General features: G+C 73.3%; 24 protein-coding genes and 1 pseudogene. 13 read left to right on the forward strand and 12 right to left on the reverse strand.

Annotated features, from left to right (window positions below; translation table 11 throughout):
* Positions 1-83: 83 nt before the first annotated feature.
* From rimO to ACFZBD_RS20640, 6 genes are all read left to right on the forward strand, one after another.
* Positions 84-1,601 carry a 30S ribosomal protein S12 methylthiotransferase RimO gene (rimO, locus tag ACFZBD_RS20615; protein WP_391141257.1) on the forward strand — a complete coding sequence of 506 codons (1,518 nt, stop codon included), beginning with the start codon at positions 84-86 and terminating at the stop codon, positions 1,599-1,601.
* Entirely contained in the window at positions 1,598-2,299 is a 702-nt protein-coding gene (gene pgsA, locus ACFZBD_RS20620) for a CDP-diacylglycerol--glycerol-3-phosphate 3-phosphatidyltransferase (protein WP_391141260.1), read from the forward strand. The genes rimO and pgsA overlap by 4 nt, the downstream gene beginning before the upstream one ends.
* A 114-nt stretch (positions 2,300-2,413) precedes the next feature.
* Positions 2,414-2,935 carry a nicotinamide-nucleotide amidohydrolase family protein gene (locus ACFZBD_RS20625; protein WP_391141263.1) on the forward strand — a complete coding sequence of 174 codons (522 nt, stop codon included), beginning with the start codon at positions 2,414-2,416 and terminating at the stop codon, positions 2,933-2,935.
* Between the two features lie 109 nt (positions 2,936-3,044).
* Positions 3,045-3,428 carry a helix-turn-helix domain-containing protein gene (locus ACFZBD_RS20630; protein WP_391141266.1) on the forward strand — a complete coding sequence of 128 codons (384 nt, stop codon included), beginning with the start codon at positions 3,045-3,047 and terminating at the stop codon, positions 3,426-3,428.
* Positions 3,429-3,600: 172 nt separating this feature from the next.
* Positions 3,601-4,071, forward strand: a complete 471-nt coding sequence (locus ACFZBD_RS20635; protein ID WP_391141269.1) for a ferritin-like domain-containing protein — start codon at positions 3,601-3,603, stop codon at positions 4,069-4,071.
* Between the two features lie 266 nt (positions 4,072-4,337).
* Positions 4,338-4,685 carry a hypothetical protein gene (locus tag ACFZBD_RS20640; RefSeq protein WP_391141271.1) on the forward strand — a complete coding sequence of 116 codons (348 nt, stop codon included), beginning with the start codon at positions 4,338-4,340 and terminating at the stop codon, positions 4,683-4,685.
* Here ACFZBD_RS20640 and ACFZBD_RS20645 read toward each other — a convergent pair.
* From ACFZBD_RS20645 to ACFZBD_RS20655, 3 genes are all read right to left on the reverse strand, one after another.
* A complete protein-coding gene (locus tag ACFZBD_RS20645; RefSeq protein WP_391141273.1) occupies positions 4,633-5,400 on the reverse strand; it encodes an SDR family oxidoreductase in 768 nt (255 codons plus the stop codon). The two genes, ACFZBD_RS20640 and ACFZBD_RS20645, sit on opposite strands and share 53 nt — an antisense overlap.
* 78 nt (positions 5,401-5,478) lie before the next feature.
* Positions 5,479-6,267, reverse strand: a complete 789-nt coding sequence (locus ACFZBD_RS20650) for a DNA-formamidopyrimidine glycosylase family protein (RefSeq protein ID WP_391141275.1) — start codon at positions 6,265-6,267, stop codon at positions 5,479-5,481.
* Positions 6,268-6,457: 190 nt separating this feature from the next.
* On the reverse strand, positions 6,458-11,107 hold the full coding sequence (locus ACFZBD_RS20655; RefSeq protein WP_391141277.1) for an ATP-dependent helicase: 4,650 nt from the start codon (positions 11,105-11,107) through the stop codon (positions 6,458-6,460).
* Positions 11,108-11,469: 362 nt separating this feature from the next.
* On the opposite strand from ACFZBD_RS20655, the gene ACFZBD_RS20660 reads away from it, so the two are divergent.
* From ACFZBD_RS20660 to ACFZBD_RS20670, 3 genes are read left to right on the forward strand one after another with little or no spacing between them, the layout of a single operon-like run.
* Positions 11,470-12,342 (forward strand): AraC family ligand binding domain-containing protein, encoded by an 873-nt coding sequence (locus ACFZBD_RS20660; protein ID WP_391141279.1) that lies wholly within the window; start codon positions 11,470-11,472, stop codon positions 12,340-12,342.
* 10 nt (positions 12,343-12,352) lie between these two features.
* Positions 12,353-13,186, forward strand: coding sequence for an AzlC family ABC transporter permease (locus ACFZBD_RS20665; protein ID WP_391141281.1), 834 nt, complete (start codon positions 12,353-12,355; stop codon positions 13,184-13,186).
* Positions 13,183-13,491: an AzlD domain-containing protein gene (locus tag ACFZBD_RS20670; protein WP_391141284.1), complete on the forward strand. Its 309-nt coding sequence runs from the start codon at positions 13,183-13,185 to the stop codon at positions 13,489-13,491. Before ACFZBD_RS20665 ends, ACFZBD_RS20670 begins: the two co-directional genes overlap by 4 nt.
* Before the next feature lie 263 nt (positions 13,492-13,754).
* Here the strand turns inward: ACFZBD_RS20670 and ACFZBD_RS20675 are convergent, their stop codons facing one another.
* A complete protein-coding gene (locus ACFZBD_RS20675; protein WP_391141287.1) occupies positions 13,755-14,699 on the reverse strand; it encodes a hypothetical protein in 945 nt (314 codons plus the stop codon).
* Between the two features lie 79 nt (positions 14,700-14,778).
* Here ACFZBD_RS20675 and ACFZBD_RS20680 point away from each other — a divergent pair, with 79 nt between their 5' ends.
* Together ACFZBD_RS20680 and ACFZBD_RS20685 are read left to right on the forward strand one after the other, a co-directional pair.
* Positions 14,779-14,973, forward strand: coding sequence for a DUF3046 domain-containing protein (locus tag ACFZBD_RS20680; RefSeq protein ID WP_391141289.1), 195 nt, complete (start codon positions 14,779-14,781; stop codon positions 14,971-14,973).
* 168 nt (positions 14,974-15,141) lie between these two features.
* Positions 15,142-16,410 carry an AI-2E family transporter gene (locus ACFZBD_RS20685; RefSeq protein WP_391142194.1) on the forward strand — a complete coding sequence of 423 codons (1,269 nt, stop codon included), beginning with the start codon at positions 15,142-15,144 and terminating at the stop codon, positions 16,408-16,410.
* 70 nt (positions 16,411-16,480) lie between these two features.
* On the opposite strand, the gene ACFZBD_RS20690 is transcribed toward ACFZBD_RS20685, so the two are convergent.
* The 4 genes from ACFZBD_RS20690 to ACFZBD_RS20705 all read right to left on the reverse strand — a co-directional run bounded on the left by ACFZBD_RS20690 (position 16,481) and on the right by ACFZBD_RS20705 (position 20,773).
* A complete protein-coding gene (locus ACFZBD_RS20690; protein WP_391141290.1) occupies positions 16,481-17,275 on the reverse strand; it encodes a cytochrome d ubiquinol oxidase subunit II in 795 nt (264 codons plus the stop codon).
* Positions 17,276-17,284: 9 nt separating this feature from the next.
* Entirely contained in the window at positions 17,285-18,571 is a 1,287-nt protein-coding gene (locus ACFZBD_RS20695) for a cytochrome ubiquinol oxidase subunit I (RefSeq protein WP_391141292.1), read from the reverse strand.
* Positions 18,572-18,767: 196 nt separating this feature from the next.
* Entirely contained in the window at positions 18,768-19,433 is a 666-nt protein-coding gene (locus ACFZBD_RS20700; protein WP_391141294.1) for a response regulator, read from the reverse strand.
* Positions 19,430-20,773 carry a histidine kinase gene (locus ACFZBD_RS20705; protein WP_391141297.1) on the reverse strand — a complete coding sequence of 448 codons (1,344 nt, stop codon included), beginning with the start codon at positions 20,771-20,773 and terminating at the stop codon, positions 19,430-19,432. The genes ACFZBD_RS20700 and ACFZBD_RS20705 overlap by 4 nt, the downstream gene beginning before the upstream one ends.
* Positions 20,774-21,070: 297 nt before the next feature.
* Here ACFZBD_RS20705 and recA point away from each other — a divergent pair.
* Positions 21,071-21,994, forward strand: a pseudogene (recA, locus tag ACFZBD_RS20710) (recombinase RecA); the annotation flags it as partial.
* A 64-nt stretch (positions 21,995-22,058) separates the two neighbouring features.
* The gene (recX, locus tag ACFZBD_RS20715; RefSeq protein ID WP_391141299.1) at positions 22,059-22,778 is read left to right on the forward strand and encodes a recombination regulator RecX; all 720 of its coding nucleotides are present in this window, start codon (positions 22,059-22,061) and stop codon (positions 22,776-22,778) included.
* Positions 22,779-22,959: 181 nt separating this feature from the next.
* On the opposite strand, the gene ACFZBD_RS20720 is transcribed toward recX, so the two are convergent.
* The 4 genes from ACFZBD_RS20720 to ACFZBD_RS20735 all read right to left on the reverse strand — a co-directional run bounded on the left by ACFZBD_RS20720 (position 22,960) and on the right by ACFZBD_RS20735 (position 25,960).
* Positions 22,960-23,361, reverse strand: coding sequence for a rhodanese-like domain-containing protein (locus ACFZBD_RS20720; RefSeq protein WP_391141301.1), 402 nt, complete (start codon positions 23,359-23,361; stop codon positions 22,960-22,962).
* The gene (locus tag ACFZBD_RS20725; protein ID WP_391141303.1) at positions 23,358-23,936 is read right to left on the reverse strand and encodes a cysteine dioxygenase; all 579 of its coding nucleotides are present in this window, start codon (positions 23,934-23,936) and stop codon (positions 23,358-23,360) included. Before ACFZBD_RS20725 ends, ACFZBD_RS20720 begins: the two co-directional genes overlap by 4 nt.
* Positions 23,937-24,099: 163 nt before the next feature.
* Complete coding sequence (locus ACFZBD_RS20730) at positions 24,100-24,333, reverse strand: putative leader peptide (protein WP_391141306.1); 234 nt, start codon at positions 24,331-24,333, stop codon at positions 24,100-24,102.
* Positions 24,245-25,960, reverse strand: a complete 1,716-nt coding sequence (locus ACFZBD_RS20735) for an FAD-dependent monooxygenase (RefSeq protein ID WP_391141308.1) — start codon at positions 25,958-25,960, stop codon at positions 24,245-24,247. The genes ACFZBD_RS20730 and ACFZBD_RS20735 overlap by 89 nt, the downstream gene beginning before the upstream one ends.
* Between the last annotated feature and the right edge of the window lie 60 nt (positions 25,961-26,020).

Raw genomic sequence — 26,020 nt, forward strand, 5'->3', positions numbered from 1 at the left:
GCCACAGCCCCGTCCCGTACCCCCGTCGCGCGGAAGAACCCTGCGCGGCGGGGGTACGGTCAGGACGAAGTAGTCTTGAGCCCATGCCCGAACGCCGTACCGTCGCCCTTGTCACTCTTGGCTGCGCCCGTAACGAGGTGGACTCGGAGGAGCTCGCAGGCCGCTTGGCAGCGGACGGCTGGGAGCTCGTCGAGGACGCATCGGACGCGGACGTCGCCGTCGTCAACACCTGTGGATTCGTCGAAGCCGCCAAGAAGGACTCCGTCGACGCCCTCCTCGAAGCCAATGATCTGAAGGATCACGGCAAGACCCAGGCCGTCGTCGCGGTCGGCTGTATGGCCGAGCGGTACGGCAAGGAGCTGGCCGAGGCCCTCCCCGAGGCCGACGGCGTGCTCGGCTTCGACGACTACGCCGACATCTCCGACCGCCTCCAGACCATCCTCAGCGGCGGCAACGTCGAGGCGCACACCCCGCGCGACCGGCGCAAGCTCCTGCCGCTGTCCCCGGTGGAGCGGCAGGAGGCCGCCGCCGCGGTCGCCCTGCCGGGCCACGGCGGCCAGGCCGGCACCGGCGCCGCCGAGGCGCCGGAGAACGTGCCGAGCGACCTCCCCGAGGGCCTGGCCCCGGCCTCCGGCCCGCGCGCGCCGCTCCGCCGCCGCCTGGACTCCAGCCCCGTCGCCTCGGTGAAGCTCGCCTCCGGCTGCGACCGCCGCTGCTCCTTCTGCGCCATCCCGTCCTTCCGCGGCTCCTTCGTCTCGCGCCGTCCCTCGGACGTGCTCGGCGAGACGCGCTGGCTCGCCGAGCAGGGGGTGAAGGAGGTCATGCTGGTCTCCGAGAACAACACCTCCTACGGCAAGGACCTCGGCGACATCCGCCTGCTGGAGACGCTGCTGCCCGAGCTGGCCGCCGTCGACGGGATCGAGCGGATCCGCGTCAGCTACCTCCAGCCCGCCGAGATGCGGCCCGGGCTGATCGACGTGCTGACCTCGACCGAGAAGGTCGCCCCCTACTTCGACCTGTCCTTCCAGCACAGCGCCCCGGACGTGCTGCGGGCCATGCGCCGCTTCGGCGACACCGACCGCTTCCTGGACCTCCTGGAGACCATCCGGTCCAAGGCGCCCACCGCCGGTGCCCGCTCCAACTTCATCGTCGGCTTCCCCGGCGAGACCGAGGCGGACTTCGCCGAGCTGGAACGCTTCGTCACCCACGCCCGCCTCGACGCCATCGGCGTCTTCGGCTACTCCGACGAGGACGGCACCGAGGCCGCCTCCTACGAGCGCAAGCTGGACCAGGAGATCGTGGACGAACGCCTCGCCCACCTCTCCCGACTCGCCGAGGAGCTCACCGCCCAGCGTGCGGAGGAGCGGATCGGAGAGACCCTGGAAGTACTCGTCGAAACGGTCGACTCCGTCGACGAGGACGGCGGCGTGATCGGCCGTGCCGCCCACCAGGCGCCGGAGACGGACGGCCAGGTGGTCCTCACCCCCGAGTCCGCCGCGCGCCACGACCTGGCTTCCGGCCGTATGGTCACAGCGAAGGTCGTGGGAACGGAAGGCGTCGACCTGGTGGCCGAGTGTCTTTTCGAGGAGGCGGGCAGATGACCGGAGTCCCGGCGTCCGCGACGGGCGGGCCCGGTAGGCCCGCGCCCGGCGGCAAGCTGGGCGCTGCGGCCGTCAATCAGGCCAGCCTGTGGAACATCGCCAACATCCTCACCATGATGCGCTTGGTGCTCGTTCCCGCCTTCGTGCTGTTGCTGTTCCAGGACGGCGGGCACGACCCGGCCTGGCGCGCCTGGGCGTGGGCCGCGTTCGCCGTCGCCATGATCACGGACGTGTTCGACGGCCATCTGGCACGGACGTACAACCTGGTCACGGACTTCGGGAAGATCGCCGACCCGATCGCCGACAAGGCGATCATGGCGGCCGGACTGATCTCCCTGTCGTGGCTGGGGGACCTGCCGTGGTGGGTGACGGCGGTGATCCTCGCCCGCGAGCTGGGCATCACGCTGCTGCGGTTCTGGGTGATCCGTCACGGGGTGATTCCGGCCAGCCGCGGCGGGAAGGTGAAGACGCTGGCGCAGGGGACGGCGGTCGGCATGTACGTCCTCATGCTGACCGGTCCACTCGCCACCCTGCGCTTCTGGGTGATGCTGGTGGCCGTCGTGCTGACGGTCGTCACCGGCCTGGACTACGTCCGGCAGGCCGTCGTCCTCAGGCGCCAGGGGCTGGCCGCCGAGCGGGCCGCCCGATCGTCCGACGGGCCCTCGGTCCCCGGGCCCACGGCCGGCTCGACGCGGTGAAGGTGGCCGCGGGCGCGGGAACGTGAGCGCGGTCGTGCAAGGGCGGGCGCCGTCGTGGTGACGGCGAACGCGACGGAAGAGGCGTGATGAGGGAAGCGCGGTGAGGGAAACGCGATGAAAGAAGCCACGCTGGTCCTGGACCTGCTCGCGGAGCGCGGTCACACGGTGGCCGTCGCCGAGTCCCTCACGGGCGGCCTGGTGGCCGCGGAGCTGACGTACGCCCCCGGGGCGTCGGCCGGGTTCCGCGGGTCCGTCACGGCCTACGCCACGCCCCTGAAAGAGGCGCTCCTCGGCGTCGACGGGTCCCTCCTGGAAGAGCGGGGCGCGGTCGACCCGGAGGTCGCGCTGCAGATGGCGGCCGGTGTCCGCGATCGGCTCGGCGCCGACTGGGGGATCTCCACGACGGGTGTCGCCGGGCCGGAGCCGCAGGACGGGCAGCCCGTGGGCACGGTGTACGTGGCCGTCGCGGGACCGGCCGGATCAGGCGCCGCGGCCGGGAAAGTGGCCTCGTTGCGGTTGAACGGCGATCGCGCGGACATCCGTAAAGAGAGTGTGCGCAGCGTGCTGGAACTGCTCGGCGACGAACTCTCGGGAAATGCGCGGGCACAGGATACGGAACAGAACGGGGGGAATTGATGTTTGCAGCCCTGAGTGAACACGACATCGCTCCCCGCACGGCCGCAGCGCGAGGCGGTACGGTGGGGCGTGAAGGATGCGGCTACGCGGTCCGAGGAGGGAGCCACCGATGATTCTGCTCCGTCGCCTATTGGGTGACGTGCTGCGTCGGCAGCGCCAGCGCCAGGGCCGTACTCTGCGCGAAGTCTCCTCGTCCGCCCGAGTTTCGCTCGGCTATCTCTCCGAGGTGGAGCGGGGGCAGAAGGAGGCTTCCTCCGAGCTGCTCTCCGCGATCTGCGACGCGCTTGACGTACGGATGTCCGAGCTCATGCGCGAAGTGAGCGACGAGCTGTCACTGGCCGAACTGGCCCAATCGGCAGCGGCGAGCGAACCGGTGCCGACACCGGTCCGCCCGATGCTCAATTCCGTGTCGGTGACGTCGGTGGCCGGTGTGCCCACCGAGCGGGTGACCATCAAGGCGCCCGCGGAAGCGGTGGACGTCGTCGCCGCCTGACCCGACCTGAACCGAATGGGCGAGAGCCCCGGAAGATGTCCCAGGAGGACATCCGCCGGGGTTTTTGTCTTGTTCGCGGCCTCTCGACGGGGTACGGGTGCTTGGTTTGAGATGCCCGATACCGGTCATGCGTGCCATGGTGAGGGAACGTACGACTGGTTGGAGAACAGGCATGTCCGTCGTGAAGAGCTCGTTGTCCGAAGCCGACCTCAAGACGGTCGGCAATGCCCTGCAGGGCGCCCTGGTCGACCTGGTCGACCTCGGCCTCGTCGCCAAGCAGGTTCACTGGAACGTGGTCGGACCGCGGTTCCGCTCGGTCCACCTCCAGCTCGACGAGGTCGTGATGACCGCGCGCCAGCACTCCGACGTGGTGGCCGAACGCGCCTCGGCGGTGGGCGTCAACCCGGACGGCCGGGCCGCGTCCGTCGCCTCCGGCAGCGCCATCGGCGAAGTGCCCACGGGCTGGATCAAGGACACCGACGCGGTGAAGATCCTGGTCGACGCCCTGGTCGCGGTCATCGCGCGGATGCGGGAGCGGATCGAGGCCACGGACGAGCCGGACCCGGTCACCCAGGACATCCTGATCGGCCTGACGGCCGACCTCGAGAAGCATGCATGGATGTTCCAGGCGGAGAGCGCCTGATCATGGCGACGGGCGGCCCGGGCCCGCGCGGCGGGGCGACGTCGCGGGGCCCACGGGCCGCGTCGCCGGGCCTGCCCGGTCTTCGCGACCCCGGCGGGTGTCGCGTTGCTCAGGCCGGATCAGGGCGCGGTGCCGGGCGTCGCGGGCCAGGCGGGGCTTTCCGGGGCGTGCGCGGCCTGAACGGCCCGGCGTGCGCCCGCGGTGCCTCCGGTGCGCCCTCCCGTCGCGCGATACGCCCGGTCTAGCGTCGACCGGAGGAGGCGGCCATGGTACGGCGATGGTTTCCGCCGGTGACGTTCGCACTGGTGGCGAGCGGGCTGGCGGTCGGCGGGCTGTGGTGGTGGGCCGTGCTGCGCCTTCTCCTCGTCCCGCAGCAGACCGGGCTGGTCGAGGGCGCGGTGGCCGCCGGCGGCTGGGGGCTCAGTCTGCTGCCCGTCCATGTGGCCGCCTCGACCGCGCGCGGCCCCCGGGGCCGAATACGGACGGGAGGTTCAGCGCTCTCCGCCGGACGTACCCGGCTCGCTTCCGGACTCTTCCGATTCACCGCCGGACGCACCCGGCTCACCACGGCATCGCGACCCCGCCGTTCGGGCGGAGGATCTGACCCGTCGTGAACGACGAGGCGTCCGAGGCGAGGTGCAGCACCGCGTGCGCGATGTCCTCGGGCACGCCGACCCGGCGCAAGGGGGAATGACGGACCATCGCCGCCTCCGCCTGCTCCTGAGTGGCCGGTTCGTGGCGGTCGGTCATGGGCGTACGGATCCACCCGGGCGCGATCGCATTGACCCGGATGCCGTGCCGGCCGACCTCCGTGGCCAGGGTCTTCGTCAACTGCACCACGGCGGCCTTGGCGACGCTGTAGCAGAGCAGGCCCGCGCTTGCCGAGTCCATCGCCCCCGAGGCCATGGTGACGACGGAGCCGCGCGTGCCCGATGCGATCATCGACCGGGCCCCCTCCTGGCAGGCGTACAGCACTCCCTTGAAGTTCACCGCGAGCACGCGGTCGAGATCCTCGTCGCGTGTCTCCAGGACCGTGCTCGTGTGCATGATCCCGGCGATCGCCGCCATCACGTGGAGCGGGCCGGCGATGCTGCCGACGGCCGCCGCGAGGGCGGTGCGGTCGGTGACGTCCAAGGGGTGGAGGCGGGCCGTGCCGCCGCGTTCGGCGACGAGGGCCGCGGTCTCCCGTAGCCCCGGCTCGTCGCGGTCCGCGCAGTGGACCGTCGCACCCGCCTCCGCGAGCAGGACGGACGTCGCCCTGCCGATCCCGCCCGCCGCGCCGGTGACGAAGGCGGTGCGGCCGCTGAGGTCGTACGCCGTGAGAGGCATGCAGGGACCGTACGACCGAATCTGACGGGTCGTCAATTACTTGGTGGGAGACTTTCGGTACGCGGTGGGGTCCTTCCGCTACGCGGTGGGGCCCTTCTGGCAGCCCGGGCACCAGTAGGTGACGCGGTCGCCGAGCTCCGCCTTCCGGATGGCCGTCCCACAGCGCAGGCAGGGGCGACTGCGACGGCCGTAGACGTAGAGCTGTTCGGACGGCAGGCGGGCGGACGTCGTCCTGCGCGAGGTCCGTTCCTTGTTCTCCTCCAGCAGACGGCGGGCCGTGGCGACGAGCCGCTCGGGGACGCCGGACGCCAGCTCGCCCACCGGAAGCCAGGGAGTGACCGCGGCGAGGAACGCCAGCTCCGACTTGTAGACGTTGCCGATGCCCGCGAGATTGCGCTGGTCGAGCAGGGCTTCGCCGAGCGAGCGCGCGGGGTCGGCGGTCAGCCGGCGGACCGCCTCCGCCGCGTCCCAGTCAGGGCCGAGGAGATCCGGGCCGAGGTGGCCCACGACATCGGGCTCCTCCGAGGTACGGATGAGTTCGAGGACGGGCAGGCGGTAGCCGACGGCGGTGCGCTCGTCGTTGCCGAGGATCGCCCTGACCTGGTGGACGGGGCCCCCGCGCCACCGCTCACCGTTGGCGTACACCTGCCAGGAGCCGTCCATCCGCAGATGGGAGTGGAGGGTCAGACCGCCCTCGATCCGGGTGAGCAGGTGCTTTCCGCGCGGGGTGACGTCGAGGACCGTGCGCCCGGTGAGGTCGGCGGTCGCGAACCGGGGCACCCGCAGATCGGACCGGGTCAGCACCCGCCCGGCAAGCGCCGCGTGCAGCCGGTGGGCGGCCAGCCAGATGGTGTCTCCTTCAGGCATGGCTCCATCATGCGGGATCGAGGGGCAGGGGGTCAGGGGCGCAGGCGGAGGCCGGGCGCAGCTCGGCCAGGCCGTCAGGAGTGTCCTGCCGACCGCGCAGGGTGCCGGGTCGGGGTGCCGGACACCGCGACCCGGCAAGCGAGCGGGTGTGCCAGGCGATCCCGGCCAGGCGGGACTTTCCGGAGATGGTCTAGGGGCGCAGGCGGAGGCCGCGGGGGGTGGCGTGGAAGCCGGCGGTTTCCAGGGCGCGGGCGAGGGGGGAGGTGAGGGCCGCGGTTCCGTTGACCCGTTCCACCGTGACCGTGCCGAGCGAGCCGGCGAGGGCCGAGGTGGCCAGGGACTCGGCGGCGGCTCTCAGCGCCGGATCGTCCGGGTCCGCGGGCCAGCACAGCAGCGTCTTCCCGCCCCGCTCCATGTAGAGCGTCAGCTCGCCGTCGACCAGGACCACCATGGCACCCGCCTTGCGGCCGGGCTTGTGGCCTGCGCCCGTCGGAGGCTCCGGCCAGGGCAGGGCGGCGCCGTACGCGTTGGCCGGGTCGGCGGCGGCCAGCACCACCGCACGCGGCCCCATGGCCGCCTCCGCCCCGCGGTCGCGGGCGGTCGCCGCCGCCCGGAGCCGGTCCACGGCCCCGTCCATCGCGAACTGCGCCGCGCCGAGGCCCTCCACCACATAGCCGCGCCGGGCCTGCCCGCTGTCCTCGAAGGCCGACAGGATGCGGTACGTCGCCGAGAAACCGCCCTCGACCCCTTCGGCGGCCACCGCGCCGCGGGTCACCACGCCGTGCCGGTCGAGGAGCGTGCGGGCCAGGGCGTGGGCGCGGTGGGTCGGTTCCGGCTCGGCGGGCGGGAGCAGGGCCCAGCGGCCGCTGACCGTGGGCGGGCCGGTCCGCGAGCCGGAGCGGGCGGCCACCGCCAGGGTGCCGTAACGACCGCGGGGGACGGTGCGCTTGGCGCGGTGCGCCGTGGCGCCGGCCGTCCGGCCGGAGCCGAGCAGCGAACGCAGCGGGGCGAGGGTGTCGTTGGTGAGCCGCCCGGACCAGGCCAGGTCCCAGAGGGCGTCGGCCAGCTGCGGATCGGTCGCGTCCGGGTGGGTGGTGGCCCGGACCTGGTCGGCGATCTGGCGGAAGAACAGGCCGTAGCCCCCGGTCAGGGCCGTGAGCACGGACTCGTGGAGCGCGGTCGTCTCGAGCGGATGCGGCGGCGGGAGGAGCAGGGGCGCCGCGTCGGCGAGATAGAGGGAGACCCAGCCGTCCTTGCCCGGCAGGGCGCCGGCACCGGCCCAGACGACCTCGCCGGTCGTGGTCAGCTCGTCGAGCAGGGCCGGGGAGTAGTCCCGCACCCGGGACGGCAGGATCAGCTTCTCCAGGGCCGAGGCGGGGACGGGCGCCCCCTGCAACTGCTCGACGGCACGGGCGAGGCCGTCGATCCCGCGCAGGCTGCTGCCGCCCAGGTGCTGCCACTGGGGCAGGAAGGTGGCGAGCGCGGCCGGAGGAACCGGCTCCAGCTCGTGCCGGAGGGCGGCGAGCGAGCGGCGCCGCAGACGGCGCAGCACGGCCGCGTCGCACCACTCCTGCCCGATCCCCGAGGGGTGGAACTCGCCCTGAACGACGCGGCCGGCCGCGGACATCCGCTGGAGGGCGCCGTCGGTGACCGCGGCGCCGAGCCCGAAGCGGGCGGCGGCCGCGGAGGACGTGAAGGGGCCGTGGGTGCGCGTGTACCGGGCGAGGAGGTCGCCCAGCGGGTCCTTGACCGGCTCCGTGAACGCCTCGGGCACCCCGACCGGCAAGGCCGTGCCCAGGGCGTCCCGCAGGCGGCCGGCGTCCTCGATCGCCGCCCAGTGCTCCGTGCCGGAGATCCGGACGCGGATGGCCCGGCGGTCCGTGGCCAGGCGGGGCGCCCACTCCGGATCGGCGCCCCGCTCGGCCAGCTCGGTGTCCGTGAGCGGGCCGAGGACGCGCAGCAGGTCGGCGACGCCCTCCACGTCCTTGATCCGGCGGTCGTCGGTGAGCCATTGCAGCTCCCGCTCCAGCTCGGTCAGCACGTCCGCGTCGAGCAGCTCGCGCAGCTCGGCCTGGCCGAGGAGCTCGGCGAGGAGCCGGGAGTCCAGGGAGAGCGCGGCCGCCCGCCGCTCGGCGAGCGGCGAGTCGCCCTCGTACAGGAACTGGGCGACATAGCCGAAGAGGAGGGAGCGGGCGAACGGGGACGGCTCCGGGGTGGTGACCTCGACCAGCCGGACCCTGCGGGATTCGATGTCGCCCATCAGCTCCGTGAGCCCGGGGACGTCGAAGACGTCCTGGAGGCACTCGCGGACGGCCTCCAGGACGATCGGGAAGGATCCGAACTCGCTGGCGACCTGGAGCAGCTGGGCGGCCCGCTGCCGCTGCTGCCACAGGGGCGTGCGCTTGCCCGGATTGCGCTTGGGCAGCAGCAGGGCCCGTGCGGCGCACTCGCGGAACCGGGAGGCGAACAGGGCCGAGCCGCCGACCTGGTCGGTGACGATCTGGCTGATCTCGCCCTTGTCGAAGAGCGCGTCGGCCGCGCCGATCGGCGCCTGGTCGGCGTCGTACGTCGTGTCGAGGCGCCGGTCGGCGTCCACCGGCTCGTGGTCGAGGAGGTCCAGGCCCATCATGTCCGCGTCGGGCAGCCGCAGCACGATCCCGTCGTCGGCGTGCATGACCTGGGCGTCCATGCCGTACCGCTCGGCGAGCCGGGCGCCGAGCGCCAGCGCCCACGGGGCGTGCACCTGGGCTCCGAAGGGGGAGTGGATGACGACCCGCCAGTCGCCGAGTTCGTCGCGGAACCGCTCGACCAGGATCGTCCGGTCGTCCGGCACGTGACCGCAGGCCTTGCGCTGCTCGTCCAGATAGGCGAGGACGTTGTCGGCGGCCCAGCCGTCCAGGCCCGCCGTGAGCAGCCGCAGCCGGGCGTCCTCCGGTTCGAGCGAACCGACCTCGCGCAGGAACGCCCCCACCGCGCGACCCAGTTCGAGCGGGCGGCCCAGCTGGTCGCCCTTCCAGAACGGCAGCCGGCCCGGCACGCCCGGCGCGGGGGAGACCAGGACCCGGTCCCGGGTGATGTCCTCGATCCGCCAGGTCGTGGTCCCCAGCGTGAAGACGTCGCCGACCCGGGACTCGTACACCATCTCCTCGTCGAGCTCACCGACCCGGCCGCCGCCCTTCTTCGGGTCGGCGCCGGCCAGGAAGACCCCGAAGAGACCCCGGTCGGGGATCGTGCCGCCGGAGGTGACCGCCAGCCGCTGCGCGCCGGGCCGGCCGGTGACCGTACCGGCCACGCGGTCCCAGACCACGCGCGGGCGCAGCTCGGCGAAGGCGTCCGAGGGATAGCGGCCGGCCAGCATGTCCAGGACGGCCGTGAACGCCGACTCGGGCAGGGAGGCGAAGGGGGCGGCCCGCCGGATCACGGTCAGCAGGTCGTCGACCTGCCAGGTGTCCAGGGACACCATCGCCACCAGCTGCTGGGCCAGCACGTCCAGGGGGTTCGCCGGAATCCGCAGCGCCTCGATGGAACCGCTGCGCATCCGCTCCGTGACCACGGCCGCCTGGACCAGGTCGCCGCGGTACTTCGGGAACACCACGCCCGTGGAGACAGCGCCGACCTGGTGCCCCGCGCGGCCCACCCGCTGGAGCCCGGAGGCGACGGACGGCGGCGACTCGACCTGGACGACCAGATCGACCGCGCCCATGTCGATGCCCAGCTCCAGGCTGGAGGTGGCCACCACCGCGGGCAGCCGGCCCGCCTTCAGGTCCTCCTCGACCTGGGCGCGCTGCTCCTTGGAGACCGAACCGTGGTGCGCCCGGGCGAGCAGCGCCGGAGCGCCCTGCGCGGCGCCGGACTGGGCCATGATCTCGGCCGGAGGGGAGCCCTCGGGAAGAGCCTCCCCGGTGGCGCGTTCGTACGCGATCTCGTTGAGCCGGTTGCAGAGCCGCTCGGCCAGCCGGCGGGAGTTGGCGAAGACGATCGTGGAGCGGTGCGACTGGACGAGATCGGCGATCCGCTCCTCCACGTGCGGCCAGATCGAGGGCTTGTCACCGCCGTCCTTGCCCTCGGAGGCGGGGGAGCCGACCAGCTCGCCCATGTCCTCGACCGGGACGACGACGGAGAGGTCGAATTCCTTGCCCGAGGGCGGCTGGACGATCTCCACCTTGCGCTGCGGGGAGAGATAGCGGGCCACCTCGTCCACCGGGCGGACGGTCGCCGACAGGCCGATCCGGCGCGCCGGGCGCGGCAGCAGCTCGTCGAGCCGCTCCAGGGACAGCGCGAGATGGGCACCGCGCTTGGTCGCGGCCACGGCATGGACCTCGTCAAGGATCACCGTCTCGATGCCGGAGAGGGCGTCGCGCGCGGCGGAGGTCAGCATCAGGAACAGCGACTCCGGCGTGGTGATCAGGATGTCCGGCGGCTTCGTGGCCAGAGCCCGGCGCTCGGCGGGCGGGGTGTCGCCGGAGCGGATGCCCACCCGCACGTCCGGCTCCGGCTGCCCCAGCCGCACCGACTCCTGGCGGATGCCGGTCAGGGGCGAGCGCAGATTGCGCTCCACGTCGACCGCGAGCGCCTTCAGCGGCGAGACGTACAGCACCCGGCAGCGCTTCTTGGGGTCCGCGGGCGGCGGGGCCGAGGCGAGCTGGTCGAGCGAGGCGAGGAAGGCGGCGAGGGTCTTGCCGGAGCCGGTGGGCGCCACGACGAGCACGTCGGAGCCCGCGCCGATGGCCTGCCAGGCGCCTTCCTGCGCCGCCGTGGGCGCGCTGAAGGCCCGCGTGAACCAGCCGCGGGTCGCGGGGGAGAACGAGTCGAGCGCAGCAGACCTGACCATGCCCCCCATCGTGCACCCGGCCACTGACAACGGGGCCGGATGACGTGCCCGGGGGGCGGAGGAAGGCGTTCCCCAGGGGGCACCTCGGGCCTGGCCGTGCCTGCCTGGGGACCCTCCGTACTCGTCCCTGCCCGGGGCCGGATGAGGTGCACGGCGGGGCGTCTCCCGGGGGCCGCCCGGGCGCCGGCCGTGCCTGCCTGGGGACCCTCCGCACTCGTCCCTGCCCGGGGCCATGCCCGCGCCCGGCCCCGCCCGCCTGGGGACCTTCCGTACTCATCCCTGCCCGCCCGGGCCCCTGCGTGCCCGCCCTGGCGGGTCCGAGGCATGGACGCGCAGGTCGGGGGCGGTTCCGGCGGCGGAGAATGGAAGGTATGGCGATCCAGCCGAGCGGCGGTCACAAGGACGAGTGGGCCAGGCACTGGCAGTACCCCGGCGTGCCCGGTCTCGATCTGCTGCGCGCCCGCTATGTGAGCCACTCCTTCACCCGCCACAGCCACGAGGGGTTCGTCCTCGGCGCCGTACGCCGGGGGATCGAGGACGTGGTCATGCCCGAGGGCACGATCCGCGCCAGGCCCGGCACCGTGGTCCTGATCAACCCCGAGGTGCCGCACGCGGCGCACGCCGGAGTGCCCGAGGGCTGGTCGTACGCCACGCTCTACCCCTCCTCGCAGCTGATCGCCGGCATCGCGCGCGAGGAGACCACGCTGCGGGGGACCGTCGGGTTCGCCGAGACGATCGTGGAGGACGAGGAGACCGCCCGGCTCATCCAGGCCGTGCACCGGGCGGCCGAGGAGGGCAACGCCCTCGCCGCCGACAGCCTGCTGCGGATCGGCGTGGCCCGGCTGCTGCGCCGGCACGGCCAGACCCTGCCCGCCCGCACCCCGCAGGCGGCCGGAGGCCGTACGGCGGTCCGGGCCAGGGAGCTCCTGGAGGGGCGGATGTCCGAGCCGCCGTCCCTGGAACAGCTCGCCCGGGAGCTCGGCGTCAGCCCCTTCGCCCTGCTGCGGGCCTTCAAGACCGCGTACGGCATGCCCCCGCACACCTGGCTGACCAACGCGCGCGTGCGGCGCGCCCGGCACCTGCTGGAGACCGGCGTCGCGCCGAGCGAGGCGGCCGTGACCGTCGGGTTCACCGACCAACCCCACCTGAACAGGCACTTCACCCGGATCGTCGGGGTTCCTCCCGGTGCGTACCAGCGGGAGCGTGCAAGAACGTACAAGACCGGCCGACGGGACGGCTCGTAACGTCCCTGACGTGGCAGAACAGACAGCACCCCCGGTCATACGGGACGCACCGGATAAACCCGACTCCGCCGTCGTACGCGACGCGCTCGGCGTCGGCATCGCCGTCGGGCTCTCCGGCTTCGCCTTCGGCGTGACGTCGGCGGGAGCCGGCCTCACCCTGCTCCAGACCTGCGCGCTCAGCCTCCTCGTCTTCACCGGCGCCTCGCAGTTCGCGCTGGTCGGGGCGCTCGCGGCGGGCGGAAACCCCTTCACGGCCGCCGCCGGGGCCTTCTTCCTCGGCACCCGGAACGCCTTCTACGGCCTGCGGCTCTCCCAACTGCTCGCCCTGCCCCGCTCGGTCAGGCCCTTCGCCGCCCAGTGGGTCATCGACGAGACGGCGGCCGTCGCGCTCGCGCAGCCCACCCGACGGGCGGCGCGGCTGGGGTTCACCGTCACCGGACTCACCCTGTACGTGCTGTGGAACCTGACCACGCTCCTCGGGGCGCTGGGCGCCGAAGCCCTCGGGGACACCGAGGCCTGGGGCCTGGACGCGGCCGGTCCGGCCGTCTTCCTCGCCCTCCTCGCGCCGATGCTGCGCACGGCCACCGAGCGGGCCACGGCAGGGCTCGCCGTCCTGCTCGGCCTCGGCCTGCTGCCCGTCCTGCCCGCCGGCGTCCCCGTCCTCGCGGCGGCGCTCGCCGCGCCCGCCGTGCTGTGGGTGCAGGGCCGTCGTGAGGCGGCGAAGGACGCGGGGAGGGGAACCGGGAAGCCCGGAAGCGGTGAGCTGGGCCGGACGACCCCGGTGGACGGGAAGAGCGGGCGGCGCGGGGCGCCCGGCAAGAGCGGAACGGAGGACGAGCGATGAACGTCTGGCTCGCCATCGGCCTCACCGTGGCCGGGTGCTACCTCGTCAAACTCCTGGGGCTCCTGGTGCCCGCGGGCGCGCTGGAACGACCGGTCGTCCAGCGCCTGGCCGCCCTGCTGCCGGTGGCCCTGCTGGCGGCCCTCACCGCCCAGCAGACCTTCAGCGCCGGTGGCGCCCTCGTCCTGGACGCCCGCGCCGCCGGCATCGCGGCCGCCGCCGTCGCGCTGATCGTGCGGGCGCCCTTCCTGGTGGTGGTCGGAGCCGCCGTCGTCGTGACGGCGGGCGTCCGGGCCATCGGCGGCTGAGGGGCGGCGGCCGAGGAGCCCGGCGGCAAGGGCCCGGGGCCGCGGAGCCGGGTGGACCGCGCGGCGGCGCTTCCGGGCTCGCAGGGGCCGGGTCCGTACGGCCCGGGTTCGTACCGCCTGCGCTGCGACGCTCCCGCGTCGGCGGGGGCCCCGTCGTTCAGTCGATCGGGTGGCCCCGGGCCCGTACGCCTCGGGCTCGTACGCCCAGGCCCGCGCCGCCCGCGCGGCGACGCTCCCGCGCCGGCGGAAGGCGCCCTCGTCGTTCAGTCGATCGGGCGGCCGTGGGCGCGCAGCGTGCGCAGGGCCTCGATCGTGACCATCGGGCGGGCCTCCATGGCCGGGCCCGGTGCCCACTGCCGCCAGTTGACCGGCCAGCCGCCGTCCTCCTCCTGGGCCGCGGCGAGGTGGTCGAGCGAGTGGGCCATCTCCTCCTCGGTGAACCAGCGGCGGGCCAGGGAGTCCGGCACGCGCGCGTAGTCGTACGGAAAGTGGTGCTCGCCCGGGGCGTACCCGGGCGCCACCGGGAAGTCGTCCGGCCGCCCCGGGTCGAGGACCGCCAGCCCCTGCTCCCGCACCAGGCGGCCCAGCCGGTCGCCCGCCGCCTGGGCCCGCGAGCGGTCGGGGACCCCGTCGAGGAAGGCGACGGCGGCCTCGATCTCGTACGGATGGGACTTCTCCAGCGACTCCACCGCCGCCCAGCAGAACTCCGTGGCCCGGAACAGCCAGGCGTGCCACACCTGGTTGCGGTGCAGGAGGCCGACCACCGGGCCGGTGGCCAGCAGTTCGCTGGGCGGGGCGTCGACGACCGGCACGAAGGGCGCGTGCGGGTAGGCGCGCTGGGTGGGGAGGACCGCGGGCAGGGCGCCGTCGTGGGTGGACACCTCCGTGAGGTAGCGGCAGATCCGTTCGACCCGCAGGCCGCCGCAGCGGCCGATGGAGTCCAGGACGCGCAGCGCGTGCCCGGTGTGCAGCGGCTGGCTGACCGGACCGCGCAGATCGGGTTCGAGGGCGTGGCCGTACCCGCCGTCCTCGTTGAGGTACGCCGACAGCGCGGCCTCCACGGGCTCCGCGCCCCCGCGCAGGAAGTGGTAGGCGAAGCGGCGCTGTTCGAGGACGCGGGCCGTGAGCCAGATGAAGTGCTCGGCACGCGCGAGGGGGGACTGCGCGTGCGGAGCCGCGGACGGGTCCGCGAGAGGAGTTCCAGCCATGGTCAGACCGTAGGGCGGAAAGCGCCGCTGACAAGGGGTAAGGGCGGGGCTGCACTCTTGGGAGCGGGATACTGGGGTCATGCGGTTGACGATTTTCTGGGAGCGGATGGAGGACCACTTCGGTGGGTCCTACGCCGAGTCCTTCGCGCGGGACCACGTGATGTCCGAACTCGGCGGCCGTACGGTCCACGAGGCGCTGGATGCCGGCTGGGAGGCCAAGGACGTGTGGCGGGCGGTCTGCGCGGCCGTCGGCGTGCCCGACGACAAACGGTGAGGCGCCGGGCCGGGACGGAATGTCCGCCCGGTGCGCGAGACTGGCGGGGTGGCTCCGACTGACGATTCCGACGAGACCGACCGGACAGACCCCGCAGGCCCTGCGGACCCCGCAGACCTGACCGACGACCCCACGGATCCGACCGATCCCACGGATCCGACCCGCCCGGTGCGCCGGAGCGGCGGCACCGGCAAGCCCCGGCGGACCGGTGAAGCGGCTCCGGGGAGCGCGGCGGCCGGTCCGGAAGCCGGCCCGGGCGCGACGACGGCCCAGGTGCCGCCCGCCGCCCGCATGCCCCGCTGGCTGCCGCGCGCCCTCGTGCTGGCCCTCGCCCTCTACGCCTGTTTCCAGCTCGGCAGCTGGGCCTTCCACCAGCTCATCGGGCTCCTGGTCAACATCCTCGTCGCCTTCTTCCTCGCCCTCGCCATCGAGCCGGCCGTCGGACGCATGGCGGCCCGCGGGATGCGCCGGGGTCTGGCCACCTTCCTGGTCTTCTTCGCCGTCATGATCGTCGGCGTCGGCTTCGTCGTCCTGCTCGGGTCGATGCTCGCCGGCCAGATCGTCGACATGGTCGAGAACTTTCCGAAGTACCTCGACTCACTGATCAACTGGATGAACCAGACGTTCCACACCGACATGTCCCGGGTCGAGGTCCAGGACAGCGTGCTGCGCTCCGACTGGCTGCGGAAGTACGTGCAGAACAGCGCGAGCGGTGTCCTGGACGTCTCCGCCACCGTCCTCGGCGGCCTGTTCAAGCTGCTGACGATCTTCCTGTTCTCGTTCTACTTCGCCGCCGACGGCCCCCGGCTGCGCCGCGCCCTGTGCTCCGTCCTGCCGCCCGCCCGCCAGACCGAGGTCCTGCGGGCCTGGGAGATCGCCGTCGACAAGACCGGCGGCTATCTCTACTCCCGCGGACTGATGGCCCTCATCTCCGGCATCGCCCACTTCATCCTCCTGGAGGTCCTGGGCGTGCCCTACGCGCCCGCCCTCGCGGTGTGGGTCGGCCTGGTCTCGCAGTTCATCCCCACCATCGGTACGTATCTGGCGGGCGCGCTGCCGATGCTGATCGCCTTCACCGTGAACCCCTGGTACGCCCTGTGGGTGCTGGCGTTCGTCCTCGTTTACCAGCAGTTCGAGAACTACGTCCTGCAGCCGAAGCTCACCGCCAAGACCGTGGACATCCATCCCGCCGTGGCGTTCGGATCCGTGATCGCCGGCACGGCGCTGCTGGGCGCGGTCGGCGCGCTCATCGCGATCCCGGCCATCGCCACCCTCCAGGCGTTCCTCGGCGCCTATGTGAAGCGGTACGACGTGACCGACGACCCGCGCGTGCACGGCCACCGGCGCTACGGCGAAGCGGTGGTCGCGCGCCTCCAGAGGGCGCTGCACCACAAGAAGGAGCAGGGCCAGGGGGCCTCCCGCGACGACGGCGCCTGACCGTGCCGGGGGCGCCCCGCGAGGACGGATCCCCTCGGCCCTCCGGGCTCGGCCCGTGGCCGCGGAGGCGTTACAGGTACGAGGGGCGGTCCACCCGGTGCCGGAAGGTGCGCCAGGTCCACACCTGGGCGGCGACCAGCAACGGGGTGATCACCAGCAGGGCCGGGACGAGCAGGGAGAGCGTCGCCCGGTCCGCCGCCCGCGCCGCCAGCGGCAGACCGGCCCCGGCCGCCGGCGCGAGCGCCCCGAGGAGCACACCGGTGAGGGCGAAGGACTGCCAGGGTCCGGTGCGCCCCACCAGCTGACGGGCGCGTGCGTACGGGCGGCCGGTCAGCCGGAGCGTGGCGAAGCCGAGGCCGTGCGCCGCGAACAGGGCCGCCACGGCGAGAGCGATGAGGACGGCGACGGACCCGCCGGCGGGCTCGTACGGCTTCCCGGTCAGCAGCGCCGCCAGCAGCAGGCCCCAGGACAGCGCGACCGCCCAGCTGCCGCAGACCACCGCGCCGTCGCACACCGCCCGCCACACCCGGCCCCCGCCCCGGCCGCGCGACCACAGGCCGGCGTCACGGACGACCCACCCGGTGAGCAGCGGCACGAACACCGCGATCTGGCCGGTCAGCAGCTCTCCTTCGAGATCGGGGAAGCAGCCGACGAGCACGCCGGCCGTGGCGACCAGCCACACCTCGTTGCCCAGGAAGAAGGGCGCGAAGGAGGCGAGGATTAGGCGCCGTTCGTCATCGGTGCGCCCGAGGTACGGGGAGATCATCCCGGTGCCGATGTCCGCGCCGCCGAGGACGAGGTAACCGGTCGCGAAGAAGGCGAGCAGGACGATGGCGAGGGTGCCGAGAGTGTCGGGGGTGTGCACTGTCCGCTCCTAGTAGCGCGCGGGGGGAAGGGCTGCCGCCTGCTCCTCGGGGGAGGCCGTACGGTCGTCATGGCCGAGACCGGAGTCGACGGGTCCGCGGCGGGCGTGGCGGGCCAGCAGCCAGGCGTTGAGGACGACGAGCAGCGCGAAGAGAATGGTGAAGACGGCCAGTGAGACCCGCATCGACGTGGGGGACAGGTCGGAGACCGCGTCCTCGGTCGTCAGGAGTCCGTACACGACCCAGGGTTGGCGGCCCGCCTCCCGGAAGACCCAGCCGCTGATCATCGCGACGTACGGCAGCGGTACGGCGGCCATCAGGGCGAGATGCCAGAGCCGGAAGCGGAAGACGGCCTTCTTGAAGCAGGCCAGGATCGCGCCGGCGAAGGTGAAGTACATCATCAGGCCGAAGCAGACGAGCATGACCAGGCCGCCGCCGCGCGTCCACGCCTCGGAGGGGACGTAGTCACCGGGACCGTGACGGGCCACGAGCTCCGCCTGGAGCCGGGTGATCTCGGCCGTTTCCTGGCTGAAGACGGCCGACTTCATGGGCTGGAGGGTGCTCAACGAGGCGAGCTGGACGCCGCCGAACGCGGCCGTCGCCATCAGCGCCGGGAGGGACAGGAACACCCCGATCCGCAGGCTCCGGCCGAAGAACTCCCACTCGGGGGAGCGGCGGAAGAGGTGGTACGCGCTGACCCCGGCGACGAAGAAGCCCGCCGTCAGCAGCGACCCGGCGAGGATGTGCCCGAAGGCGAGCAGGGCGGAGGGGTTGGTCAGCACGGCGACCGGATCGTCCAGGACCAGCTTGTCGCCCTCGACGCGGTGACCGACCGGGTGGTTGAGGAAGCCGTTGGAGACCAGGATCCAGTACGCCGACAGGTACGCGGTCAGCGTGACGATCCAGATCGCCGCCAGGTGGGCCCATCGGTTCAGCCGGTTCCAGCCGAAGATCCACAGCCCGAGGAAGGTCGACTCGACGAAGAAGGCCACGATTGTCTCGACCGCGAGCGAGGCGCCGAAGACGTTGCCCGCGTAGTGCGTGAGTCCGCTCCAGCTCATCCCGAACTGGAACTCCATCACGATGCCGGTGACGATCCCGACCGCGTAGTTGATCACGTACAGCTGTCCCCAGAAACGGACCATGCGCGCGTGGGACGGCTTCCGGCCGATCGTCGCCACGGTCTGGAGCACGGCGACGAGGGTCGCGAGTCCCAGGGTGAGGGCGACGAAGAGGAAGTGACCGCCGGCGGTGAGCGCGAACTGCAGCCGGGCGAGATCGAGGACATCTGGATTCACCGCGCCAGCGTCGGCGTACGACTCCGGCCGGGGCGTCCCCCAGCGGGGGACACCCGCTCCACCCCACGGGTTGTGCCTCCCCACGCGCGCGTACTCCGGGAGTCGCGTTCACACGCGCGTGCCCCCTAGGGGACGGAAGGGTGCTCGTCGGCCGGCACCGGGCCGGCAAAGCGGTTTCGGTGGCCGGTCGGTCGAGTCAGGCCAGCCAGCCGGGCGTGATCATCCCCGACTCGTACGCCAGGATCACCAGCTGCGCCCGGTCCCGGACGCCGAGCTTGGTCATGATCCGGCTGACGTGCGTCTTCGCGGTCGCGGGGGAGAGGACGAGGCGCTGGGCGATCTCGTCGTTGGAGAGCCCCGCGCCCACCAGGCCCATGACCTCGCGTTCCCGCTCCGTCAGGGCGTTCAGGCGGGGGCTCGGGTCCGGCCGGCGGCCGCGGCCGGCGAGGTCCGCGATCAGGCGGCGGGTGACGGCCGGGGCGATCAGCGCGTCGCCGCGCGCCACCACCCGTACGCCGTGCAGCAGTTCCATCGGCTCGGTGTCCTTGACGAGGAATCCGCTCGCTCCGGCGCGCAGCGCGCCGTAGACGTGGTCGTCGAGGTCGAAGGTGGTCAGGATGACCACCCGGACGCCTTCGAGCCGCGCGTCCGTGGTGATGCGGCGGGTGGCCTCGATCCCGTCGAGGACCGGCATTCGGATGTCCATGAGGACCACGTCGGGGCGCACCTCGCGGGCGAGGGCGACCGCCCGCTCGCCGTCCCCTGCCTCGCCGACCACCTCGATGTCGTCCTCGTCGGCGAGGATCGAGCGGAACCCCGCGCGGACCAGGGTCTGGTCGTCGGCGAGTACGACACGGATCATCGGGGGTCCCTCTCGGACACGTCCTGCGGTGGGGTGGGTGCTGCGGGGGCGGGGGGTGCGGTCGGTCCGGAACCTGGGGTGGGATCGATGGCGGCGGCGCCCGGGGCGAGCTCGTCGGTGGCGGTGGCGGCGGTGGCAGTGGTGGTGGCGGTGAGTCCGGTGAACGGAAGGCGGGCGTCGACCCGGAAGCCGGCCCCGGTGTTGCGCGCGGTCAGGTCGCCGCCGAAGGCCCGCGCGCGCTCGGCCATCCCCCGGATCCCGCTGCCCAGCGGCGCGTCGTCCGGCGAGCCCTCGCCGTCGTCCTCGACGCGCAGGCGCAGCTCGTCCGCGCGCCAGTCGAGCGCGACCGTGGCGCCGCGGGCCCGCGCGTGCCGGGCCACATTGGTCAGCGACTCCTGCACGATCCGGTACGCGGCGAGGTCGACCGGCGGCGCCAGGGGTACGGCGGCGCCCGTCACGCTCGTCCGGACGTCGACGCCCCCGCTCCTGGCCCGCTCCACCAGCTCGCCGAGGAGGGCGAGGCCGGAGGTGGGCGCGGTCGGCGCCGTCTCGTCCGCCCCGCGCAGCACCCCGAGCGTCGCGCGCAGCTCGCGCAAGGAGTCCTTGCTGGTGGCCCGCACCGCCCGCAGCGCCTCCTCGGCCGCGGCAAGGGCGACCTCGGGATCGGGCTTCTTGTCCAACCGGTGCAGCGCCGCACCGGTCTGGACGTTGATCAGCGAGAGGGTGTGGCCCAGGACGTCGTGCAGCTCCCTGGCGATCCGCAGCCGCTCCTCGGTGGCGCTCTGCCGGGCCCGCGCCTCCTGCTCCCGCTCGGCGGCGAGCGCGCGCTGCTCCACCTCGTGCAGATAGGCGAGCCGGGTGCGCTGGGCGCGTCCGACGGCGACCAGGCTGATCAGCCAGCCCGCCAGCATGACGAGCGAGGTGTCGTCGATCTGCCGGTGGCCGGGCTGCTGGCGGATCTCGCCGACCCCGACGGCGAGCAGCGTCGCGGCCGCGAGGGCGACGGAGGCGGCGAAACGCCCTTCGGCGGCCGTGGTGTAGAGCGCGAGGGCGAAGGCGACCATCAGCGGACCGTCCTGCGCGGACACGGGGTAGTAGGCCACGCAGGCGAGGAGCGTGACGACGGCGACCGTCACGGGCAGCCGACGCCGGAAGTAGAGCGCTCCGCAGCCGATCGCCAGCAGGACCCAGCCGATGACCGTGCGGGACACCGGCTCGTCCTCGTACCGCCCCGAGACCAGGGTCCAGACGGCCACGACGAGGGTGACGGCGAGCGTCACGGCGGCGTCGGCGGTCCGTGGCGGCACGCGGGTGCCACGGACGCGGTGGGGGAGGGCCATGTCAGGAAGGATAAGTGGGCACGGCACGCGGCTGACGGCAGTCGGCTCACGGCTGGGACTCGCGGCTGAGGACTCGCGGCTCAGCGCCCCGCAGCGGTCGGGGCGCACGGCGTGGTGTGCTTGACACCGAAATCGAACATCCATTCTGATGGAGTTCCGGCCCCTGGAAACACGGGCTTCTCGGCGGGGCGCCGCCGAGTTTTCCACAGGTCGGAAGGACGCCGAGGCCCATTGTCAGTGGCAGGGGATAGCGTCTTTCACATGAAGCGATCGACTCAAGCAAACCGGGTGGAACCCATGGCAGGAACCGACCGCGAGAAGGCGCTCGACGCCGCGCTCGCACAGATTGAACGGCAATTCGGCAAGGGTGCCGTGATGCGCATGGGCGACCGCGTGCAGGAGCCGATCGAGGTGATCTCCACGGGATCGACCGCCCTCGACATCGCGCTCGGCGTCGGCGGCCTGCCCCGCGGCCGTGTCGTGGAGGTCTACGGCCCGGAGTCCTCCGGTAAGACGACCCTGACGCTGCACGCCGTGGCCAACGCCCAGAAGGCCGGCGGCCAGGTCGCCTTCGTGGACGCCGAGCACGCCCTCGACCCCGAGTACGCCAAGAAGCTCGGCGTCGACATCGACAACCTCATCCTGTCCCAGCCGGACAACGGCGAGCAGGCCCTCGAGATCGTCGACATGCTGGTCCGCTCCGGCGCCCTCGACCTCATCGTCATCGACTCCGTCGCCGCGCTCGTCCCGCGCGCGGAGATCGAGGGCGAGATGGGCGACTCGCACGTGGGTCTGCAGGCCCGACTGATGAGCCAGGCCCTGCGGAAGATCACCAGCGCGCTCAACCAGTCCAAGACCACCGCGATCTTCATCAACCAGCTCCGCGAGAAGATCGGCGTGATGTTCGGCTCGCCGGAGACCACGACCGGTGGCCGCGCCCTGAAGTTCTACGCCTCGGTGCGCCTCGACATCCGCCGCATCGAGACCCTCAAGGACGGCACGGACGCGGTCGGCAACCGCACCCGCGTCAAGGTCGTCAAGAACAAGGTCGCGCCGCCCTTCAAGCAGGCCGAGTTCGACATCCTCTACGGCCAGGGCATCAGCCGCGAGGGCGGTCTGATCGACATGGGCGTGGAGCACGGCTTCGTCCGCAAGGCCGGCGCCTGGTACACGTACGAGGGCGACCAGCTGGGCCAGGGCAAGGAGAACGCCCGGAACTTCCTGAAGGACAACCCCGACCTCGCCAACGAGATCGAGAGGAAGATCAAGGAGAAGCTGGGCGTCGGTGTCCGGCCGAAGGACCCGGCGGCCGAGCCGGCCGCGGACGCCGCGGGCGCCACGGAGACGGCGGCAGCGGACGACGCCGCCAAGCCCGCCACGGCCCCGGCCGTCAAGGCCACCAAGGCGACCAAGGCCCCGGCGGCCAAGAGCTGACGCGGTGACCGGGCGCACCGAATGGCCGGGCGACAGCCCCGACTCGTCGAGGGCCGAGAAGGAGCTGTCGCCCCAGGATCCGGCTGAGCGGGCGCGGGCGATCTGCCTGCGCCTGCTCACCGGGACCCCCCGCACCCGCAAGCAGCTCGCCGACGCCCTGCGCAAGCGGGAGATCCCCGACGAAATCGCGGAAGAGGTCCTCTCCCGGTTCGAGGACGTCGGTCTCATCGACGACGCCGCCTTCGCGGACGCCTGGGTGGAGTCCCGGCACCACGGGCGCGGCCTCGCCCGCCGGGCCCTCGCCCGGGAGCTGCGCACCAAGGGTGTCGACCCCTCGCTGATCCAGGAGGCGGTCGGACAGCTCGACTCCGAGCAGGAGGAGATCACGGCGCGCGAGCTCGTCGACCGCAAGCTCCGCGCCACCCGCGGCCTGGAGCGCGACCGGCGGCTGCGGAGGCTGGCGGGGATGCTCGCCCGCAAGGGGTACGCGGAAGGCATGGCCCTGCGGGTGGTCAGACAGGCACTGGAGGAAGAGGGCGAGGACACGGAGGGACTGGACGAACCCTTCTAGGGCGTTTCGAGAGGCGCGGCCGGGCCCTCCGCTCCCCAGCCCAGGCCCCAGCCCCGGCCCGGGCCGCCCCGGGCAAGGCCGGACCACCGGGCTCTCTCCGAGCCCCCAGCTACACCCCGTGCTTCCGGCCCGGCACCCCGCGCCTCCGACTACGCCCCCGGCCGGCCCCTCGCGCCTCCGGCTACGTCTCCGGATGGAGCACCGGGAGGTCCGCCGCCTTCCAGGCCTGGAAGCCGCCGATCACGTCGGTCGCACGGTGCAGACCCAGCTGCCGGAGCGAGGCGGCCGCCAGGGAGGACGCGTAGCCCTCGTTGCAGAACACCACCACCCGCAGATCGTGACTGTCCGCCTCGGGCGCGCGATGGCTGCCCAGCGGGTCGAGCCGCCACTCCAGCTCGTTGCGTTCCACGACGAGGGCGCCGGGGATCAGCCCGTCCCGGTCCCGCAGCGCCGCGTACCGGGTGTCGACCAGAAGCGCGTCACCCGCCTCGTACGCCTCGTAGGCCGCACGCGCCTCGATCCGGTCCAGGCCCGACCTGACCCGCTCCAACAGCTCGTCGATGCCGACCCGTTCGTCGCTCACTGCCAGTCCTCCGGACGCTCGACCTGCTCAAGACGGAGCACCGCGCCCGACCGGCTGAAACGGCGGATCAGGGGGAGCGGCGGATAGTACGCGTGCACCGACACCGCGTGCGCCGTGCGGGACTCGTTGAGCACCTCGTGCACATGGTGCTGCCCGAACGCCCGGCCCCTGCCCGCCGGCAGATGCCTCGTCCGGTCGACCCCCTCGGCCAGTTCCAGGGTCTTCCAGCCGCTCGCCGGCAGGCGTGCCGCCAGGGAGTTCTCCCGGAGCGTGCCCCGGGCGGTAGTGAAGGCGCCCTGCGACTCGGCGTGGTCGTGCCAGCCCGTACCGGTGCCCGGCGGCCAGCCGATGACCCAGGCCTCGCTGCCCCCGGGCCCGTCCAGCCGCACCCAGGTACGGCCCTCAGGATCCAGGGGGAGGGAGTCGATCAGCGCGGTGTCCTCGGCCGTCCGCCGGACGAAGTCCAGCAGATCGGCCGCGGAAGGGGTGGAAGAGGAACGCGCGGGCGAGGAAGCGGAACCGGCGGCCGGCGAGGACCCGGACGGCAGCGAGGTGCCGACCGCCACGGCCGGCACAGGGGTTACGACCGATACCGGGGCCGCGGCAGACACGGGGGACACGGCCGACACAGGGGGTACGAAAGACGCGGAAGACACGAAGGACCGTCCTGGGAGTTCGCGGAGAGCGCGCGAGGCCACGCCGACGACGACGGCGAAAAGCGCGCGGGAAAGGGCGAATTCAGCAGGAAGGGCGACACACGCAGCCCGCGTAGCGGACGAGGTCCATATGGACCCTCCGCCACAGGCGCACATCGGTGTCGGTCACGATCCGGAGTACACCATGCGCGCCCGCGACGGTCAATCGCCGTCCGCCGTGCGGTCGCTCACGTGGACGCGGACGCCGAGGCGGCCCCGGACCCCGCGGCGGCGCCCGACGCGGCGGCGCCGCCCGTCGCGCCGGAGCCGGGCTCACCCGAGGCCGGCCTCGGCAGTTCCCGGGTGCCCCCGACGGCCCCGCCGCGGGCGGCGTCCGCCGCCGCGAACAGCTCCGCCGGCCGGACACCGGCGAACGCGGCGACCAGGTGCCCGTCCGGCCGCACCAGCAGGACGGTGTGGGCGGCCGCGCCCGGGTACGCCTCGGTGACCAGCACCTCCGCCCGTACCGGCAAGGCGGCCACCGCCTCCGCCAACTGGGGCATGACCCCGGCGCTCTTCCAGTGCCGCCGGTCCCACACCCCCGTCCCCGGGGCGATCAGGACGACCAGGAGCCGGCCCCGGCCGAGCCGGTCCCGGAGGCGTACGGTCGTGCCGTCCGGCGCGGTCACCCGGACGTCCTCCACCGGCGCACCGGCCTCCGTGACCACCGCCGCGGCCCGGCCGTTCCCGTCCTCCGGAGGCGCGAGCGGCGAGTGCGGGTAGGCGGGCGGCGCGCCCAGCGGACCCAGCCCCAGGTGGCCGTCGGTGAGCAGGGCGTCGTGCCCGCGGGTGCCGCCGGGGATGTACGTCCGCAGACCCCCGCCGCCCCGCAGCACCGGAAGCGACTGGTCGGCGGCCCGGAGCCGGGAGGCGACGGCCGCCCGCCGCTCGCTCTGGTAACTGTCGAGCAGCGTGTCCGAGGCGCCGTGGTGCCAGGCGTGCGCCAGCTTCCACGCCAGGTTGTCCGCGTCCCGCAGCCCCTCGTCGACCCCCTGGGTGCCGACCGCGCCGAGCAGGTGCGCCGCGTCGCCCGCGAGGAAGACCCGGTCCACCCGCCAGCGCCGGGCCAGCCGGTGGTGCAGGGTGTGGACCCCGGTGTCGATCAGCTCGTACGGCGGCGTCTGGCCGCCGCACCAGCCGGCGAGCGTGTCGCGGATCCGGGAGACGAGCGCGTCCGGGGTGACGAGATCACCGCGCGGCGGCAGCAGCCAATCGATCCGCCAGACCCCGTCCGGCAGCGGCCGGGCCGTGACCTCCTCGCCGCCGCCCCGCCACGGGGGCTGCCGGTGCAGCACGGCCTCGCCGGGCCAGGGCAGTTCCGTACGCAGCGCCGCGACCGCGTGCCGCTCCACCGCCGTACGCCCGGGAAAGCGGACGCCCAGCAGCTTGCGCACGGTGGAACGGGCCCCGTCGCACCCCACCAGATGGCTGCCGCGCCACCAGGTCGCGCCCGGCCCCCGGGTGTGCGCCGTGATGCCGTCCGCGTCCTGCTCGATCCCGTCGAGCCGGGCCTCGGTGATCAACTGGACGAGGTCCTGCCCGGCGATCGCGTCGCGCAGGCCGCGCGCCAGGGCGTGCTGCGGGATGTGCAGCGGAGCTGCGGGCCCCACGGCGTCACTCTCCGTATCCGCGAGACCAGGATGGAGGGCGACCTGCCTCATCTGTTGCTTCCGGCGCAGGGAGCGCCAGCCGACCCACCGGACACCCTCGTCACGCAGCGTGGTGCAGCCGAGCCGTTCGGCCATCGCGGCCATGTCGGCGCGCAGGACGACCGTACGGGCGGGGCGGGGTTCCTCCTTGCCGGGGCCCTCGTCGAGGACGACACTGGGCACGCCCTGCGAGGCCAGGGCAAGGGAGAGCGCGAGGCCCACGGGCCCCGCGCCCACGATGATCACCGGGTCCACGGCGCGGCTCCTGAAGGCCGTTCGGTCATGCGGGTAGCACAGCGAAGTGTGGCGCGAGCC

It is taken from the genome of Streptomyces sp. NPDC008121 (genome assembly GCF_042957155.1).
In the GTDB taxonomy this organism is placed as follows: Bacteria; Actinomycetota; Actinomycetes; order Streptomycetales; family Streptomycetaceae; genus Streptomyces.

Excerpts from the sequence above, each read along its gene's own strand:
- ACFZBD_RS20635 (WP_391141269.1), top strand. The coding sequence starts at position 3,601 with ATGTCCGTCGTGAAGAGCTCGTTGTCCGAAGCCGACCTCAAGACGGTC.
- ACFZBD_RS20640 (WP_391141271.1), top strand. The coding sequence starts at position 4,338 with ATGGTACGGCGATGGTTTCCGCCGGTGACGTTCGCACTGGTGGCGAGC.
- rimO (WP_391141257.1), top strand. The coding sequence starts at position 84 with ATGCCCGAACGCCGTACCGTCGCCCTTGTCACTCTTGGCTGCGCCCGT.
- ACFZBD_RS20645 (WP_391141273.1), bottom strand. The coding sequence starts at position 5,400 with ATGCCTCTCACGGCGTACGACCTCAGCGGCCGCACCGCCTTCGTCACC.
- ACFZBD_RS20675 (WP_391141287.1), bottom strand. The coding sequence starts at position 14,699 with ATGGCTGGAACTCCTCTCGCGGACCCGTCCGCGGCTCCGCACGCGCAG.
- ACFZBD_RS20625 (WP_391141263.1), top strand. The coding sequence starts at position 2,414 with ATGAAAGAAGCCACGCTGGTCCTGGACCTGCTCGCGGAGCGCGGTCAC.
- ACFZBD_RS20670 (WP_391141284.1), top strand. The coding sequence starts at position 13,183 with ATGAACGTCTGGCTCGCCATCGGCCTCACCGTGGCCGGGTGCTACCTC.
- ACFZBD_RS20705 (WP_391141297.1), bottom strand. The coding sequence starts at position 20,773 with ATGGCCCTCCCCCACCGCGTCCGTGGCACCCGCGTGCCGCCACGGACC.
- ACFZBD_RS20680 (WP_391141289.1), top strand. The coding sequence starts at position 14,779 with ATGCGGTTGACGATTTTCTGGGAGCGGATGGAGGACCACTTCGGTGGG.
- ACFZBD_RS20630 (WP_391141266.1), top strand. The coding sequence starts at position 3,045 with ATGATTCTGCTCCGTCGCCTATTGGGTGACGTGCTGCGTCGGCAGCGC.
- ACFZBD_RS20700 (WP_391141294.1), bottom strand. The coding sequence starts at position 19,433 with ATGATCCGTGTCGTACTCGCCGACGACCAGACCCTGGTCCGCGCGGGG.
- pgsA (WP_391141260.1), top strand. The coding sequence starts at position 1,598 with ATGACCGGAGTCCCGGCGTCCGCGACGGGCGGGCCCGGTAGGCCCGCG.
- ACFZBD_RS20650 (WP_391141275.1), bottom strand. The coding sequence starts at position 6,267 with ATGCCTGAAGGAGACACCATCTGGCTGGCCGCCCACCGGCTGCACGCG.
- ACFZBD_RS20660 (WP_391141279.1), top strand. The coding sequence starts at position 11,470 with ATGGCGATCCAGCCGAGCGGCGGTCACAAGGACGAGTGGGCCAGGCAC.
- ACFZBD_RS20655 (WP_391141277.1), bottom strand. The coding sequence starts at position 11,107 with ATGGGGGGCATGGTCAGGTCTGCTGCGCTCGACTCGTTCTCCCCCGCG.